The sequence below is a fragment of the Novosphingobium sp. NBM11 genome (assembly GCF_015390225.1).
GTDB lineage: Bacteria > Pseudomonadota > Alphaproteobacteria > Sphingomonadales > Sphingomonadaceae > Novosphingobium.
The window spans coordinates 2,533,674-2,549,816 of sequence record NZ_VUOG01000001.1 but is presented as its reverse complement, the minus strand read 5'-3'; the positions used below and the strand labels follow the sequence as shown (position 1 = coordinate 2,549,816).

20 protein-coding genes are annotated in these 16,143 nt (G+C 69.4%); 6 read left to right on the top strand and 14 right to left on the bottom strand.

Features of this window, described 5'->3' with window-relative positions; translation table 11 throughout:
* Positions 1-92: 92 nt before the first annotated feature.
* From F1640_RS12290 to F1640_RS12270, 5 genes are all read left to right on the top strand, one after another.
* The gene (locus F1640_RS12290; protein ID WP_194919425.1) at positions 93-1,514 is read left to right on the top strand and encodes a short-chain fatty acyl-CoA regulator family protein; all 1,422 of its coding nucleotides are present in this window, start codon (positions 93-95) and stop codon (positions 1,512-1,514) included.
* 112 nt (positions 1,515-1,626) lie between these two features.
* A complete protein-coding gene (locus F1640_RS12285; protein WP_309229252.1) occupies positions 1,627-2,136 on the top strand; it encodes an N-acetyltransferase in 510 nt (169 codons plus the stop codon).
* Between the two features lie 23 nt (positions 2,137-2,159).
* On the top strand, positions 2,160-2,735 hold the full coding sequence (locus tag F1640_RS12280) for a DUF1285 domain-containing protein (protein ID WP_194919421.1): 576 nt from the start codon (positions 2,160-2,162) through the stop codon (positions 2,733-2,735).
* Positions 2,732-3,340, top strand: a complete 609-nt coding sequence (locus F1640_RS12275) for a CoA pyrophosphatase (RefSeq protein WP_194919419.1) — start codon at positions 2,732-2,734, stop codon at positions 3,338-3,340. The genes F1640_RS12280 and F1640_RS12275 overlap by 4 nt, the downstream gene beginning before the upstream one ends.
* Positions 3,337-4,518: a CCA tRNA nucleotidyltransferase gene (locus F1640_RS12270; RefSeq protein ID WP_194919417.1), complete on the top strand. Its 1,182-nt coding sequence runs from the start codon at positions 3,337-3,339 to the stop codon at positions 4,516-4,518. The genes F1640_RS12275 and F1640_RS12270 overlap by 4 nt, the downstream gene beginning before the upstream one ends.
* A gap of 236 nt (positions 4,519-4,754) precedes the next feature.
* On the opposite strand, the gene F1640_RS12265 is transcribed toward F1640_RS12270, so the two are convergent.
* From F1640_RS12265 to hisB, 14 genes are all read right to left on the bottom strand, one after another.
* On the bottom strand, positions 4,755-5,288 hold the full coding sequence (locus tag F1640_RS12265; protein ID WP_124811121.1) for a DnaJ domain-containing protein: 534 nt from the start codon (positions 5,286-5,288) through the stop codon (positions 4,755-4,757).
* Positions 5,288-6,988 carry a caspase family protein gene (locus tag F1640_RS12260; RefSeq protein ID WP_194919415.1) on the bottom strand — a complete coding sequence of 567 codons (1,701 nt, stop codon included), beginning with the start codon at positions 6,986-6,988 and terminating at the stop codon, positions 5,288-5,290. Before F1640_RS12260 ends, F1640_RS12265 begins: the two co-directional genes overlap by 1 nt.
* A gap of 163 nt (positions 6,989-7,151) precedes the next feature.
* A complete protein-coding gene (gene pal / locus F1640_RS12255; RefSeq protein WP_125954527.1) occupies positions 7,152-7,664 on the bottom strand; it encodes a peptidoglycan-associated lipoprotein Pal in 513 nt (170 codons plus the stop codon).
* A gap of 140 nt (positions 7,665-7,804) precedes the next feature.
* Positions 7,805-9,220, bottom strand: coding sequence for a Tol-Pal system beta propeller repeat protein TolB (gene tolB / locus F1640_RS12250; protein ID WP_124811124.1), 1,416 nt, complete (start codon positions 9,218-9,220; stop codon positions 7,805-7,807).
* Positions 9,217-10,143: a hypothetical protein gene (locus tag F1640_RS12245; protein WP_194919413.1), complete on the bottom strand. Its 927-nt coding sequence runs from the start codon at positions 10,141-10,143 to the stop codon at positions 9,217-9,219. The genes tolB and F1640_RS12245 overlap by 4 nt, the downstream gene beginning before the upstream one ends.
* Positions 10,144-10,155: 12 nt before the next feature.
* A complete protein-coding gene (gene tolR / locus F1640_RS12240; protein WP_124810159.1) occupies positions 10,156-10,617 on the bottom strand; it encodes a protein TolR in 462 nt (153 codons plus the stop codon).
* A 3-nt stretch (positions 10,618-10,620) separates the two neighbouring features.
* On the bottom strand, positions 10,621-11,322 hold the full coding sequence (gene tolQ, locus F1640_RS12235) for a protein TolQ (protein WP_124810160.1): 702 nt from the start codon (positions 11,320-11,322) through the stop codon (positions 10,621-10,623).
* Complete coding sequence (locus F1640_RS12230; protein ID WP_124810161.1) at positions 11,319-11,807, bottom strand: YbgC/FadM family acyl-CoA thioesterase; 489 nt, start codon at positions 11,805-11,807, stop codon at positions 11,319-11,321. Before F1640_RS12230 ends, tolQ begins: the two co-directional genes overlap by 4 nt.
* A gap of 120 nt (positions 11,808-11,927) precedes the next feature.
* A complete protein-coding gene (locus F1640_RS12225) occupies positions 11,928-12,308 on the bottom strand; it encodes a histidine triad nucleotide-binding protein (protein WP_124810162.1) in 381 nt (126 codons plus the stop codon).
* A 54-nt stretch (positions 12,309-12,362) separates the two neighbouring features.
* Positions 12,363-12,689, bottom strand: coding sequence for a phosphoribosyl-ATP diphosphatase (locus F1640_RS12220; RefSeq protein ID WP_124810225.1), 327 nt, complete (start codon positions 12,687-12,689; stop codon positions 12,363-12,365).
* A gap of 52 nt (positions 12,690-12,741) precedes the next feature.
* Complete coding sequence (gene hisF / locus F1640_RS12215; RefSeq protein WP_124810163.1) at positions 12,742-13,503, bottom strand: imidazole glycerol phosphate synthase subunit HisF; 762 nt, start codon at positions 13,501-13,503, stop codon at positions 12,742-12,744.
* A gap of 3 nt (positions 13,504-13,506) precedes the next feature.
* A complete protein-coding gene (hisA, locus tag F1640_RS12210; protein ID WP_125954523.1) occupies positions 13,507-14,235 on the bottom strand; it encodes a 1-(5-phosphoribosyl)-5-[(5-phosphoribosylamino)methylideneamino]imidazole-4-carboxamide isomerase in 729 nt (242 codons plus the stop codon).
* 1 nt (position 14,236) lies between these two features.
* The gene (hisH, locus tag F1640_RS12205) at positions 14,237-14,872 is read right to left on the bottom strand and encodes an imidazole glycerol phosphate synthase subunit HisH (protein ID WP_194919412.1); all 636 of its coding nucleotides are present in this window, start codon (positions 14,870-14,872) and stop codon (positions 14,237-14,239) included.
* Positions 14,865-15,467 (bottom strand): imidazoleglycerol-phosphate dehydratase HisB, encoded by a 603-nt coding sequence (gene hisB / locus F1640_RS12200; RefSeq protein WP_124810166.1) that lies wholly within the window; start codon positions 15,465-15,467, stop codon positions 14,865-14,867. The genes hisH and hisB overlap by 8 nt, the downstream gene beginning before the upstream one ends.
* Before the next feature lie 158 nt (positions 15,468-15,625).
* On the opposite strand from hisB, the gene F1640_RS12195 reads away from it, so the two are divergent.
* A complete protein-coding gene (locus F1640_RS12195) occupies positions 15,626-16,123 on the top strand; it encodes an SspB family protein (protein ID WP_124810167.1) in 498 nt (165 codons plus the stop codon).
* Positions 16,124-16,143 lie beyond the last annotated feature (20 nt).

The window sequence follows — 16,143 nt, the reverse complement described above, 5'->3', positions numbered from 1 at the left end:
CGAATCCGCGCGCGGAACCGGGCGCGCGGTGCTGTTGTCAAACTTTACAGATTTTCGTTGTAAAGTTGTACAGGCATGACAGGATGCCCCCCATGGCCAGCACGCCCCCTTCCGCCAAGTCCCCCGCCCGCCCGCTCTACCTGGGGCCACGCATCAAGCGCCTGCGCCGCGAGCTGGGCCTCACCCAGCAGGCCATGGCAGAGGAACTGGGCATTTCCCCCAGCTACATCGCCCTGCTGGAACGCAACCAGCGCCCGCTGACCGCCGACCTGCTGCTGCGCCTGGCCCGCGCCTACAAGCTCGACATGGCGGACCTCGCCGCCGACGAGCGCGACGATTACGCGCGGCGGCTGGGCGATGCGCTGCGCGATCCGATCTTCGCCGATATCGACCTGCCCGCGCTGGAAGTCGCCGATGTCGCCACCAACTTCCCCGGCGTGACCGAGGCCATGCTGCGCCTGCACGGCGCCTACCTGCGCGAACAGCAGGCGCTGGCGGCGCAGCGCGGCCAGGGCAGCGGCGATCCGGCGGCGGACCCGGTGGGCGAGGCGCGGCGCTTCGTGGCGGCGCGGCGCAACTATTTCCCCACGCTCGATTCCAAGGCCGAGGAACTCGCCGCGGAGATCGAGCGCGCCGGCGGTGGCGCGGAATGGCTGCGCAAGCAGGGCGTGCGCGTGCGCTTCCTGCCGCCCGACGTGATGATGGATGCGATCCGCCGCTATGACCGGCACAACGAACAGTTGCTGCTCGACGATACGCTGCCGCCGGCCAGCCGCGCCTACAACATCGCGTTGCACATCGCCTATACCGCGCTGCGGCCCGAAATTTCGACGATCATCCGGGGGGAAAGCTTCGCCAGCCCGACCGCCGCCAACCTCGTGCGGCGCGCGCTGGCGGGCTATGCCGCCGCCGCGCTGGTCATGCCCTATGACCGGTTCGCCCGCGCGGTGGAAGCGCGGCACTATGACATCGAGGCGCTGTCGGGCCTGTTTGGCACCAGCTTCGAACAGGTCGCGCACCGCCTGACCACGCTGGGCCGACCGGGGCAGGAGCGCGTGCCGTTCTTCTTCCTGCGCGTGGACGCGGCGGGCAACGTGTCCAAGCGGCTGGACGGTGCGGGCTTTCCCTTCGCTGCGCATGGCGGCGGCTGCCCGCTGTGGAACGTCCACACCGTGTTCCGCACGCCGGGCGAGATCGTCACGCAATGGCTGGAACTGCCCGACGGCCAACGCTTCTTCTCGATCGCGCGGACGGTGGTTTCGGGCGGCGGCGGGCACGAGCGGCCCCGGACCACCCGCGCCATCGCGCTCGCCTGCGCCGCCGAACACGCCGGGAAGCTGGCCTATGCCGCCGGCGCCGATGCCCAGAGCGTATCCGCCACACCCATCGGAGTTACCTGCCGCCTGTGCCACCGGGCGCAGTGCACCGCGCGCGCCGAACCGCCGATCGGCCGCGAGATCCTGCCGGATGACTACCGCCGCGCGGCCGAGCCCTTCGCGTTCGCGGAAAGCTGAGAGCCGGGACCGGCTGCGCGGTATGGCCAACCCCGCCAGCGCTTGCAGCGGGGGCAGCGGGGGGCTATCGGCCGCTTCCCTGTCCGTTCCGCCGCAAAGGCACCCCCATCCCGTGTCCAAGATCATTCCCCTTGCCGACGTCGATCCCGCGCTGGTCGAGCAGTTGCTCGATACCGCCTTCGAGCCGGAACGCCGCCAGCGCACCGCGTACAAGGTGCGCGAGGGCACCGAATGGCTGCAGGGCCTTTCGTTCGCCGCGCTGGACGATGACGACATGCTGGCGGGCACGATCCAGTGCTGGCCGGTGGCGCTGAACGATGGCGCCGGCCGCGCGCATCCGATGATCATGGTCGGCCCGGTGGCGGTGATGCCCGCGCTGCAGGGCAAGGGCTATGGCCAGGCGCTCGTCACCGCCAGCCTGACCGCGATCGATCCCCGCGCGCCGCTGCCGCAGGTGATGATCGGCGATCCGGAATACTACGGCCGGTTCTTCGGCTTCGCCAACGCCCACACCAGCGGCTGGCGCCTGCCTGGTCCCTATGAGCAGCACCGCCTGCTGTGCCGCACCGCCAATCCGGCGGTGTTGCCGGCGGAAGGCATGCTGGGGCCTTGGCGCGGCTGATCCGATCTGGCATCGGAATCGCGATGCCCTATACCCCGCCCCCCGAACTCGCGGCCATGTCGCTCGCGGAACTGGCCGAGGCCCATGCCGACCGCCGGTTGCCCCCGCTCGACCAGTGGGCGCCCGCACGCACGGGCGACAGCCACATGCGGATCGCGGCGGACGGCACGTGGTTCCACGAAGGATCGCCGATCCGCCGCCCGGCCATGGTCCGCGCCTTTTCCGGTCTGCTGCGGCGGGAAGCGGACGGCGGGCACTGGCTGGTCACCCCGTTCGAGAAGCTGTCGATCGCGGTGGAGGACGCGGCGTTCGTCGCCACCGATATGCAGGTGCGGCACGAGGACGCGCGGAACCGGCCGGTGCTGGCCTTCCGGCTCAACACCGACGACGTGGTTCTGGCCGGGCCGGAGCACCCGTTGCGCGTGGCCGGCACCGCCGAAGTCCCCGCGTTCTACCTGGCGGTGCGCCACGGCGCGGAAGCGCGGCTCAACCGCAGCACCTATGGCCAGCTGATCGACCACGCGCTGGACGTGTCGGGAGAAGGCGCGCTCGCGGTGGAAAGCCTGGGTGCGCGCTTTCCGCTGGTGCCCGCCGCATGAACGCATCGCTGCTCGACCGGCTGACCGCGCTCTACGCCGACGGGCACAGCCGCACGCTCGACGACCTGTACAGCGACTGGCGCGCGCCCAGCGAAGGCGCGCTGCGCGATGCCGCCGTGCTGATAGCGGTGACCGACCGGCGGGACCATCCCGATGGGCCGGGCGTGCTCGTCACCCACCGCCCCTCGCACATGCGCGCGCATCCGGGGCAGGCGGCGTTTCCGGGTGGCAAGCTGGAACCCGGCGAAACCCCGATCGAGGCGGCGCTGCGCGAGGCGGAGGAGGAACTGGGCCTTCACCGCCGCCATGTGACCGTGATCGGCGCCACCGATTCCTTCCGCACCGGCACCGGATACCACATCACCCCCGTCCTCGCGGTCGTGCCCGAAGGGCTGGCGCTGGAACCCAATCCCAACGAAGTGGCCGAATGGTTCGAGCCGCCGTTCGGCTTCGTGCTCGACCCCGCCAACCACACCCGCAAGACCGGCTTTCACAACGGCATCGAGCGCGCCTACCTCGAAATCATGTGGCATCAGCATCGCATCTGGGGCGTGACCGCCGGGATCATCGCCAACCTTTCGCGCCGGATCGCGTGGGGCGCATGACCAGCCATCTGCCCGCCGCCCCGTGGACGCAGCGCGCGGACCTCGCCGCGCTCGTCTCCGCGCTCGATCCGCTGGCGCAAGGCAATTGCCGCTATGTCGGCGGCGCGGTGCGCGACACGCTGCTGGACGCCCCGGTCAAGGACATCGACATGGCGACCCAGCTGGTGCCGCAGGAAACCATGGCGCGGCTGGAAGCGGCCGGCATCCGCACCATTCCCACCGGCATCGTCCACGGCACCGTCACCGCGCTGCTGCCCGAAGGCGGGGTGGAGATCACCACGCTGCGGCGCGACGTGTCCACCGACGGCCGCCACGCCACGGTCGCCTTCTCCACCGCATGGCGCGATGACGCGGCGCGGCGCGATTTCACGATCAACGCGCTCTATGCCGATCCGCGCACGCTGGCGGTCACCGATTTCTTCGGCGGGCTGGACGATCTGGCGGGGCGCCATGTCCGCTTCATCGGCGAGGCGGAGCAGCGCATCCGCGAGGATTACCTGCGCATCCTGCGCTATTTCCGCTTCCAGGCGCGGTTCGGCACGCTGCCCGCCGATGCCGAGGCCGAACGCGCCTGCGCGGCGCTGGCGGCGGGGATGAAGGGCCTTTCGCGCGAACGCATCGGCTGGGAACTGCTCACCCTGCTCGGCCTGCCCGATCCCGCGCCCACGGTGCGGCGCATGGCGGAGCTGGGCGTGCTGGCGCAAGTGCTGCCGGAAGCGACAGCAGCGGGCCTCGACAGCCTCGCAACGCTGATCGCCAGCGAACGGCGCGAAGGGCTGGCGCCCGACGCCCTGCGCCGTCTGGCCGCGCTGCTGCCCGCCGATCCGCCCATGGCCGAACAGGTGGCGGCGCGGCTGCGCCTGTCGATCGCCCAGCGCAAGCGGCTGGCCACGGCGGCGGGGCGCGATGGTGTGGTGTCCGACCCGCGCGGCCTTGCCTACCGCCTGGGGCGCGAAGAAGCGCTGGACCGGCTGCTGCTGGCGGGCGCCTCCACCACGCCGCTCACCGGCTGGGATGTGCCCCGTTTCCCGCTCAAGGGCGGCGAAATCGTGGCGCGCGGGATCGGCAAGGGGCCGGACGTGGCGCGCATCCTGCGGGCCGTGGAAGCGCGCTGGATCGCGGAAGGCTTTCCCGACGCGGCGCGCGTGGGCGCTCTGCTGGACGCGGAACTGGGCTGAGAGCGGACCTTTCGGGTTCGCGCGGAGGCGTGAAGGTGGCTTGAGCGCCTGCAGAGCGGCCTAAGGGGACAACATCGCCCTCCATCGTCATTGCGAGGGGCGCAGCCCCGCGGCAATCCAGAGTGGCATGCACGCCGGGCTCTGGATTGCTTCGCTGACGCTCGCAATGACGAAGCAGGTAGAAAGGCTACAAGCCGGTCATCACGCCTCTGCGCCCCCGCGCGAACCGAGACGCACTACCCCCGCCACTCCCGCCGCTCCTCGGCGGCGCGCAGCACTTCGTAGGAGAGTTGCAGGGCATGAAACGCCTTGGCGGCTTCGGCATCGCCCGGCCGCACGTCGGGGTGGACTTCCTTGGCCTTGGCGCGCCAGGCCTTCTTCACCGCTTCGAAATCGGCGTCCGGGTCCAGCCCCAGCACTTCCAGCGCGCGCAATTCGTCGCGGCTGCGCGTGCCGTCGCCCGATCCGCCCCACTGGCTCCACGCCGACTGGCGATAGGCCTCGCCCGTCGCGCGCTCGGACTGCTCGCGCTGTTCGGCCTCTTCCTTGTCCAGCCCTTCGAAATAGTTCCAGCCGGCGTTGTATTCGGCCGCGTGCTTTTCGCAGAAGTACCAGCGATCCGGGCTGTTGGGCGATTTGGGCGCGGGGCAATCGCCCTTCTCCTCGCACCCGGCGCGATCGCACAGGCGCACGGTCGCCGCCTCGCTCGCAGCGCCATACCCGCGCCAGCGCGGGAAACCCCAATCCACCGATCGTCGTTGACGGGCCATCACTTCTTCTTTTCGTACCAGTCCAGATAAGTGCCCAGCTGGGCATCGGAAGGGCTCAGCGCATTGCGCGCCAGCCGCGCCCAGTATTTGGCTTCCTTTGCCGATACGGCAACCCCCTTCCCGGTGGCATAGAGCCAGGCCGTGGCGGCCATGGCCACCGGCCGGTTGTCCTGAGCCGCGCGCAGGCAGTTGGCGAAGACCGTTTCGGGCTTCTGCTCGGGCGCGGTGCCGGCTTCGAGCTGGCAGAGCCAGTTGTCGGCCGAACGGCTGCCGGCAGCAGCCAGCGCCGCCAGCCGCGTCCGCGCCGCATCGCGTTCACCGCCATAGTACCCCAGCGCATAGGCCGCATAGGGATAGTCCGCCCCGGCCGCGGCGCGCCACAGGGCCAACGCCCGCGCCCGGTCCTGCTCGGGCGGAGAAGCGGTATAGAGCATGTAGGCGAGGTTCGACTGCGCCTTGGCATAGCCGGCCTCCGCCGCCTGGGCATAGACGCGCAGGGCTTCCGCGCGGTCGCCGGGACGATCGCCCAGGAATTGCAGGAAATAGGCATAGACGGTCAGCACCGCCGGGTTTCCGCCCCGCGCCGCATCGGCCAGAAAGCCCCGCGCGCCGGCGAGATCGCGCGGCACGCCGAGGCCGAGGTAGAGCATCGTGCCATAGACATACTGCGCCATCTCGTCGCCGCTGCCGGCAAGCGCGGCAATCTGTTCAGGCCGCGCCCGCTTGAGCACGCGGGCGGCCAGGATCGGGCCGTCCTCGCGCGCCAGATCGTCGGGCGTAATGACCGCGATCGCCGCGCGGGCTTCGGCCATCGCGGACGGGGCGGCGGGCAGGGCGACGGGCGGCGCGGGCGCGACCGCCGCGGCGCGGCGCAGGTAGAACCGGTTCTGGTCCGGCAACTGGCCATAGGGAATCGGGCTCTGCACCCCGTAGGGAAACCGCTGCGTGCCCGACTTCACGTCTTCCATCACGAAGCCGATGTAGTCCGTCAGGTTCACGCCTGGCGTGGCGAGCCAGTCGACCACGGCGCTGGCAAAGGGGCTGTTGGTCCCGGTGGGGAACGGCCGCGCATCATAGGCCACGCTGCCGCGCGCGGTGGAATAGAACACGACCCCGCTGAACCGGTCCGGCAGGCCGATGAAGCCGGGCGGGCCATCCGGCCCTTTTTCGTCGGCATCGACGATGCGCACGATCGCGGCGCGGCTGCGACAGGCATCAAGGAAGGCGACGGGATGCTTCGCGCGGTTGGCGGCGGCCAGCGGCTCCGCCAGATTGACGAACAGGCCGCGCAAGTTGGCGCGGCTGGTCTCGGTGGGCGCATCGGACGGCACGAGGTAGTTGTCGCCCGCATATTCAAAGCCGTGCCCGGCGAAATAGAACACCGCCGTTTCGGCCTTCGCCGCCAGATCACCGAACAGCGCGACGGCCGCCGCCAGGTCATCGCGCGAGGCATCCTCCAGCAGGATCACGCGGAAGCCGCTGGCGGCGAAGGCCGCGCAGACCTGCCGCGAATCCGATCGGGCGTTGTCGAGCTGGTCCCAGTGCTGATCGAGGTAGCGACGATTGCCGACAACGAGCGCCACCCGATCGCTGGCGATGTCGGCATCGCACCGCGGCGACGGCGGCGCGGCCGCCATGGCCGGACCGGCCAGCGCCTGCGCCAGCAGGAACAGGGCAAATGCCAGAACCTTCCGGATCATTCCTGCATCTCCATGCACGCCACGGCCTCCCGCTTGCCGCGCCCCCTCCAAAAGCAACGTCCCGGGGCAAGGCTTGTCAAGCCATGCCCCGGGACAGCCTTAGTTGGGAAGCCATTTTATGCCGCCGCCGCGATGGGTCGCGGCGGCAAACGCAGGAAACGGCTTACTGCACCGTCACCGTCACCGCGCGGCGGTTCTTGGCCCAGCTTTCCTCGTCAGACCCCAGCGCGATCGGGCGTTCCTTGCCATAGCTGACCGTGGTGATGCGCGAGGCATCGATGCCCACGCTGGTCAGGTAGTTCTTGGCGGCATTGGCGCGGCGTTCGCCCAGCGCGATGTTGTAATCGCGCGTGCCGCGTTCGTCGCAATGCCCTTCGAGGGTGATCTTCTTGTCGGGATAGCGCGCCAGCCACTGCGCCTGGCTTTGCAGGATGGCCTGCGACTGCACGTCGACGTTGTAGCGGTCCGTGTCGAAATGGATCGTGTCGGATGTCACCGAAGCCACGAAATCCTCCTGGCTGCCGGGCATCGGGCCAGCCGGGGTCGTTACCGGGGGCGTGGTGGTGGTCGTCGTCGTGGTCGGGGCCGGCGGCAGTTCCTTCGGCGCCTTGGGCGCGCAGGCGGCGAGCGTCAGGCTGGTGACCAGGGCACTGGTGATCAGGATCTTGCGATGCACAGCATTCTCCTTGTGCAAGAGAGGGTACGGGGGAGGAAAAGCGGGACGAACGCAGATGTTTGGCAATAGGTACGATGGAGCGAGAGAAAAGTGCGACGGAAAGCGCCTTGATACAACCCCCTGCGGCCCGTTGCGTTCCGTTACGGCAGCACCGGCCCCCAGGCCGGGTCCGATCCGTCAACAGGGGTGTTGAGCTTGCGCTCGTTGCGGCCGGTCAGGTCGACCTGCCAGATGCCAGTCCGCCCGCTGTTCCGTTCGGTGCGGAAGAACTGGATGATGCGGCCGTTGGGCGACCAGGTCGGCGCCTCGTCCTGCCAGCTGTCGGTCAGGTCGCGCAGGCCGGTGCCGTTGGGGCTCATCACCGCGATGCGGAAATTCCCCGCGATGTGCGTGAAGGCGATCTGGTCGCCGCGCGGGCTCCATTCGGGCGTCGCCGCCCGGCCGCCGAAGAAGCTGATGCGCTTCTGGTTGGATCCGTCCGCGTCCATCACATAGACCTGCTGGCCGCCCGAACGGTCGCTTTCGAACACGATCTTGCTGCCATCGGGCGAATAGCTGCCGCCCACGTTGATGCCCGGCGTGTTGGTCAGCTGCTGCGATGCGCCGCCGTTGGCCGAGACGCGATAGATGTTGGTGTTGCCGCCGGTGGCCATGGAATAGAGGATCCACTTGCCGTCGGGCGACCAGCGCGGCGCGAAGGTGGGGTTGGTGCTCTGCGTCACCAGCCGCTGCTGCCCGGTGCCGATATCGTAGATGTAGATGCGCGGCGCGCCGTTCAGGTAGCTGAGATAGACGATCTGGCGGTAATCGGGCGAATAGCGCGGGGTCAGCGCGGTGGCCTGCCCGTTGGTGATGAAGCGGTGGTTCGCCCCGTCCGAATCCATGATCGCCAGCTGCTTGCGACGATGGTCCTTCGGGCCGGTTTCGGCGATATAGGCGATCTTGCTGTCGAAGAACGGGCTTTCGCCGGACAGCCGTGAATAGACCATGTCGGCGCACTTGTGCGCGGCGCGACGCCATTCCTCGGGCTTCACGATATAGCCCTGCCGGCCCAGCTCGCTGCCCAGCTGCACGTCATAGAGATAGCAGCCCACGGTCAGGCGGCCATCCGGGTTGCCCTTGACGAAGCCCTGCACCAGCATTTCGGCCGAACGCCCGCGCCAGCCGTCGAACGCGGGCGCGGTCACTTGCGCGAAATCGATCGCGGGCAGCGCGTCCGGCCCCACCGGCTTGAACAGGCCGTTGTTCTTGAGATCGTTGTAGATCACCCGCGCCAGGTTCTTGCCCAGCGCGGCGGTGTTGCCGCCATCGGCCGACGTCGGCACCGCCTGGTCGGTGGCGAAGGTGGGAATGGCGATGCCCAGGTCCTGCCAGGCATTGTCGTCGGTGACCGAGCCGGTCAGGCCGCCATCGTCATGCGGTGCGCCAGAGGAATTGGGGGCGGGTGTGGGAGCGGCCGAGGGCGGCAGCAACTGCGCCTGCGCGAAAGCCGGCGCGGCGATGCCGAGCGGCAGCAGGGCGAGGCTGAACAGAAGGACGGTCTGGCGCGAGGTCATTGGGACAACTTCCTGTCGAAGCGGAACTGCGCGATGCGCTTCCAGCCATTGTAGTATTGTGCGGGGAGGTTGAAAGGCGCGGCAAGCTGCACCGCGCGGATCGCCATTTCGGCATGGCGCTGCGCCTGCGGGCGGTTGGCATCGGTGATGCCGGATTGCTGGACGACGCGCGGCCGCCCGGCCAGCGAACCATCGGGATTGAGATCCCAGGCCAGGATCGTCACCAGCAGGTCGGCATCGGCCCCCTGCGGCGCGGTCCAGTGCGGCTTGATCTGGCGCGAGATCGAACTGGCGAGCGACGAGCGCACCTCCGGCCCAAGCGTAGCGGCGGGCGGCGTGTGCGCGGTGCCGGGGGTGGTCGCGCCGGCCACGCCCTTGAGGAAATCGCTGCCGACGAAGCTGCCCCCCGCTGGCGCATCGGGCCGGCGGCGCGGACGGTCGTCACCGGCGCGCGCGGCCGTCGCCTGCGGGCGCGCCGGTGCGGGGCGAGCCTGTGGCGCAGGTTTCGGGGGCGCGGGCTTCGGCGGTGCAGGCCGGGGAACCGGCCTTGGCGGCGCGGGGCGTGGCTGCAGCGCCACGGGCTTCGGTTGCGGCTGGGGCTTTGGCTCAGGTTGCGGCTTGGGCTGCGGCTGGGGTTGCGGCGCCGGCTGCGGCTGGGGTTCCGGCTGCGCTTCCTGCGCGGGCTGCGGCTCTCCCAGCGCGGGCGCGACATCGGGCGCGGCCTGCGCGTTGGGATCGGGCGAGGTCGACTTGTCGGCGATCTCGTCCGAGAACGTCACGGTCATGCGTTCGGGCGGCGGCTGCAGCTTCTTGCCCGGAGGTGACAGCGTCAGCGCCAGGATCAGCGCGGCATGCGCCGCCACCGCAATCGCCAGGGCGACGCCTTCTTCCTTCGAGAGGCCCGGAGCGGAGGGATCGCGCATCGTCGATAGCGCCTATGGCGTGGCCGCTGAACCGTTGGTGACCAGCGAGATCGACTTGAACCCGGCGTTGTTCAGTTCGCCCATCACCGCCATCACGCGGCCGTAGTCAAGCCCGCGGTCGGCGCGCAGCGTGACCAGCGGCGGCTTGCCCACGCCTTCGGCCGGGCGCATGGTCATCAGCCGGTCGCCCAGTTCGCCGGGGGCCAGTTCCTGATCGCCCAGGAAGATGCGCCCGTCCGCATCCATCGACACGGTGATTTCGTCCTGCTCTTCCTTCAGCGCTTCGGCCTTGCTGTCGGGCAGGTCGATCGGCACGCCAGCGGTCAGCATCGGCGCGGTCACCATGAAGATGATCAGCAGCACCAGCATCACGTCGACCAGCGGGGTAACGTTGATCTCGGACATCGGGCCGCCCCGGCCCCGCCCGCGCCGGCCGCGCCGCCCGCCGCCGCCCGCCGAAAGGTTCATCGCCATCGCCTATTGCTCCAGCTCGCGGCTCAGCGACGCCTGGAAGCGATCGGCGAAGCGGAACAGCCGCGCTTCGAACCGGTTCACCCGGTGCGAGAAGCGGTTGTAGGCGACGACCGCCGGAATCGCCGCGAACAGGCCGATCGCGGTGGCCAGCAGCGCTTCGGAAATGCCGGGCGCGACCACCGCCAGCGACGAATTCTGCTGCGCGCCGATGTTGAAGAAGCTGTCCATCACGCCCCACACGGTGCCGAACAGACCCACGAACGGCGCCACCGAGCCGACCGTGGCCAGGAAGTTCAACCGCCCGGCCAGCGCGTCGCTTTCCGCCGTCACCGCGCCTTCCAGCGCAAGGCTGAGCCGCTGGCGCGTGCCCTCGCGGTCAATCGTGCGGCCCGAGGTGGACCGGCGCCATTCGCCCAGCGCGGCGTTGACGACGCGGGCGGAGGCCACGTCGCGCTTGCCGTTCTCCTTCTGGAACGCGTCAATGTCGTGCGCGTCCCAGAACTCGCGCTCGTACTTGTCGCACTGGCGCTGGACGCGGCCCATCTTGATCCGGAAGCCGACGATGATCGTCCAGACCCAGACGCTGGCGAGCACCAGCCCACCCATCACCGCCTTCACCACGATGTCGGCGTGAAGGAAAAGCTCCACCGGATTGAGCTGGGTCGGCGCGCCGGCGGCGCCGCTGGCGAGAACTTCGAGCATCATGCGGAAATCGGGCCTTCCTGTTCGGATGAGGTCGCTTCGGATGGAGCAACGAGGACAGTGTGGAACGCATCGACCCACGCGCGCGGCTGGCGGCGGGGCCGGCCAGTGGGCGCAACGAAGGCGACACGCACGGTCGCTTGGGACAAGAGCGCGTCTTCCCTGAACGCACGCTGGACGATCCGGCAAGTCGCGGGGGAAATATCGGAAACCTCGCTGCGCACCAGCACCGCATCGTCCAGCCGGGCGGGCCGGAGATAGCGGATCGCCAGGTCGGTCACGGCATAGGCGCCCTCGCCCGCGTCATGCGCGCCGCGCTGGTCGATGCCCAGGCAGCGCAGCATGTCGGAACGGGCGCGTTCGAACCAGCGCAGGTAGTTGGCATGATAGACCACGCCGGAAAGGTCCGTGTCCTCGAAATAGACGCGGACCGGGAAAAGATGGACGGCGCCGTCGAAACGGCCGGAAGGCGGCGCGGGCGGGAGCATGGGCGTTCCGTTTCTAGCCGTGCGACGAGTCGAAGGGCAAGGTCGTGCGGCGAACTTTGTTAAGCATCAGGCGAACCGAAGGACAGAACCCGAAAACGCCGCCGCTACGCCCTCGCTCGCTCAGCGCGTCACCAGCATCGGCCCCAGCGGACGGCCCGCGAAGACGTGGACGTGCAGGTGCGGCACTTCCTGGTGGCTGTCCGGCCCGACGTTGGCGAGCAGGCGATAGCCCGGCTCGATCACCCCCGCCTCGCGCGCCACCGTGCCCACCGCGCGCACGAAGCCGCCGATTTCTGCATCGGACGCCTGGGCCGAGAAATCGTCCCAGCTCACATAGGCGCCCTTGGGGATGACCAGGATGTGCAGCGGCGCCTGCGGGTTGATGTCGTGGAACGCCAGCGCCCATTCGTCCTCATAGACCTTGCGCGCGGGGATCTCGCCCCGCAGGATCTTCGCGAACACGTTCTGGTCGTCGTAAGGCAGGGTGGCGTCAACGGCCATGGCCGGCTCTCCTCTTGGCGTTTCTTGTCGGAATGGCGGGTCTTTCGAGGTCGCTTACTCCGTCGGCCGACTGGCCTTTTCGGCGATGCCGGAAACGCCTTCGCGCCGGTCCAGTTCCGCCAGCACGGCGGCCAGCGGCACGTCCCGCGCGCCCAGCAGGACGAGCAGGTGGAACAGCAGGTCCGCCGCTTCGCCGGTCAGCTCGTCGGCGCTGCCCGAAAGCGCGGCGATCACCGTCTCGGTCGCTTCCTCGCCCACCTTCTGCGCGATCTTACCCAGCCCGCGCGCGTGGAGCTTGGCGACATAGCTGGTCGCGGGATCGGCGTTGCGCCGCGCCGCGATGGTCGCTTCCAGGCGCGCGAGAGTGGTGGCGTGGTCCATGGCGCGGGGGATGGAGCGGCCGGGCCTCCGGGTCAAGAGGCCCGAATCCCGGTCAGGCCCGCGCAGGAAGGCCCGCCGCCCGCAGTGCGGCGTGCGCCTCGGCGATGGAATGCGTGCCGAAGTGGAAGATCGACGCCGCCAGCACCGCGCTGGCGTGGCCCTGGGTCACCCCGGCGACCAGGTGGTCGAGCGCGCCCACGCCGCCGCTCGCCACCACCGGCACGCTGACCGCATCGGCGATCGTCCGCGTCAGTTCCAGGTCATAGCCCTGCTGGGTGCCATCCCCGTCCATCGAGGTGACGAGCAGTTCGCCCGCGCCCAGGTCGGCCAGGCGCACGGCATGGTCCAGCGCGTCGATCCCGGTCGGCTTGCGGCCGCCGTGGGTGAAGATTTCCCACTTCCCCGGCGCCACCCGCCGCGCGTCGACCGAGCCGACCACGCATTGCGCGCCGAAGCGCTGGGCGATGTCCGCCACCAGTTCGGGCCGGGCAACGGCGGCGGAATTGACCGCGACCTTGTCCGCCCCCGCCAGCAGCAGCGCGCGCGCGTCCTCGGCGCTGCGCACGCCCCCGCCCACGGTCAGCGGCATGAAGCAGACCTCGGCCGTGCGCGCGACCACGTCGAGCAGCGTGCCGCGCCCTTCGTGGCTGGCCGAAATGTCGAGGAAGCACAGCTCGTCCGCCCCGGCCTTGTCATAGGCGCGCGCCTGCTCCACCGGATCGCCGGCATCGCGCAGGTCGACGAAGTTGACGCCCTTGACCACGCGCCCGTCGCGGACATCGAGGCAGGGGATCACGCGGACGCGGACGGTCATCGATCAGCCCCTCGCCGCCATCTGCAGCGCGGCGCGCAGGTCCAGCCGCCCGTCATAGAGCGCGCGGCCGGTGATGACGCCCTCGATCCCGTCCTCGGCGTGGAGCGTCAGGACATGGATGTCGTCCAGCCCCTTCACCCCGCCGCTGGCGATCACGGGGATGTCCACGCGCCGGGCCAGGTCCACCGTCGCCTCGATGTTCACGCCCTTGAGCAGCCCGTCGCGGCCGATGTCGGTGAACAGCAGGCTGGCGACGCCCGCGTCCTCGAACCGGCGGGCGAGATCGACCACCGAAACGTCGGACACGTCGGCCCAGCCCTCGGTCGCGACCATGCCGTCGCGCGCGTCCACCGCCACCACGATGCCGCCGGGAAATTCCTTCGCCATGTCCTTGACGAATTCCGGGTCCTTCAGCGCGGCGGTGCCCATGACCACGCGGCTTACGCCGAGGTCGAACCAGCCCGCCACCGCTTCGCGCGTGCGGATGCCGCCGCCCAGCTGGACGTGGCCGGGAAAGGCTTCGAGAATGCCTTCCACCGCCTCGCGGTTTTCCGCGCGGCCGGCGAACGAACCGTCGAGATCGACGACATGCAGGTGCATCGCGCCCGCTTCGGCGAACAGCAGCGCCTGGGCCGCCGGGTCGTCGCCATAGACGGTCGCCCGGTCCATATCGCCTTCGGCGAGGCGGACGACCTGCCCTGCTTTCAGGTCGATGGCGGGAAAGACGATCATGTCAGGGCTTCCATTCCAGAAAACGGGCCAGCAGCTCCAGCCCGTAGGACTGGCTCTTTTCGGGGTGGAACTGCACCCCCAGGATGTTCTCGCGCGCGACGGCGGCGACGATTCCGCCGCCGTGGTCGGTCATCGCCGCCACGTCCGCGCCCGCTTCGGGCACGAAGTGGTACGAATGCAGGAAATAGGCCTCGCCCGGCTCGATCAGGCCCGCCGCTGGCACCCCGGCATGGTGCGCGGGGGCCACATCGTTCCAGCCCATGTGCGGCACCTTGATCGCGGGATCGGTCGGCTCGATCAGGCGGACCTCGCCGCCGATCCAGCCCAGCCCTGGCGTCACGCCGTGCTCCACGCCGCGATCGGCCAGCAGCTGCATCCCCACGCAGATGCCCAGGAACGGCGCGCCGCCCACCAGCACGCGCTCGCGCATCGCCGCGACCAGCCCCGGCACCGCCTCCAGCGCATCGATGCAGGCCTTGAACGCGCCCACGCCGGGCAGCACGATGCGGTCCGCCGCCCGCACCACGTCGGGATCGGCGGTCACCGCAACGCCTTCCGCCCCCGCCGCCTTCAGCGCGTTGGCCACCGAACGCAGGTTGCCGGCGCCGTAATCGACCAGCGCGAGGACTTCAGCCACCGAGGATGCCCTTGGTGGACGGCACCGCATCGCCCTTGCGCGGATCGATCTCCACCGCCTGCCGCATGGCGCGGGCGAAGCCCTTGTAGATGCCTTCGATGATGTGGTGGTTGTTCGAACCATAGAGCGATTCGATGTGCAGGGTGATGCCGGCCGCCTGGCTCACCGACTGGAACCAGTGCTCGAACAGCTCGGTGTCCATCTCGCCCAGGCGCGGCTGGGTGAACGCGGCCTTCCACACCAGCACCGGGCGGCCCGAAATATCGAGCGCGACGCGGCACAGCGCCTCGTCCATCGGCGAATAAGCGGTGCCGTAGCGGGCGATGCCCTTCTTGTCGCCCAGCGCCTGGGTGATCGCCTGGCCCAGCGCGATGGCGCTGTCCTCGGTGGTGTGGTGCTGGTCCACGTGCAGGTCGCCCACCACGCGCATCGTCACGTCGATCAGCGAATGGCGCGAAAACTGTTCGACCATGTGATCGAGAAAGCCGATGCCGGTGGACACGTCATAGGCGCCCGTGCCGTCGAGGTTGACCGAGACCGCGATGTCGGTTTCCGCCGTCTTGCGCGCGACCGATCCGGTACGGGACTGCTGCATGGTTTGGTCCTGTGCTGTCTGGGCCTGCGTATCCGAGGCGGACTCAACTGCGCCGCCTATAGGCGGGTGCGAACGAGAATCAATCTTTGCGCGCAACAAGGCCATGTGGAGACATGCCCTCTTGACCGCGCGGGCGGCCAAGGCCAGTTGTGGCGACGATGAACGATACGCCCGACAGCCTGATCCCCTATGACGAGATCGTGCAGGAGGCCCTGCGCGCCGTCGTCGGCCGCGTGCTGGGCGAAGTGGAAGCCTCTGGCGGCTCGCTGCCCGGCAACCACCATTTCTATATCACCTTCAAGACCCAGGCGCCCGGCGTCTCGATCCCGGCGCGCCTGAAAGAGCGCTTCCCCGACGAGATGACGATCGTGCTCCAGAACAAGTTCTGGGATCTGAAGGTGGAGAGCGACCGGTTCAGCGTGGGGCTCAGCTTCAACCAGGTGCCCGCCATGCTGGATATTCCGTTCAGCGCGATCACCGCCTTCGTCGATCCGGCGGTGGATTTCGGCCTGCAGTTCCAGGCGATCGCCGACAGCGACGACGAACCGCACGAAAGCGCCGAGAACGATTCGCCGGAACAGGCGGAGCACCCGGCCGTTGAACGCAACGAGGACGGTTCCAACGTGGTGACGGTGGATTTCGGCCGCAAGAAATAGCGGCGGGGCCTGCCGCAGGT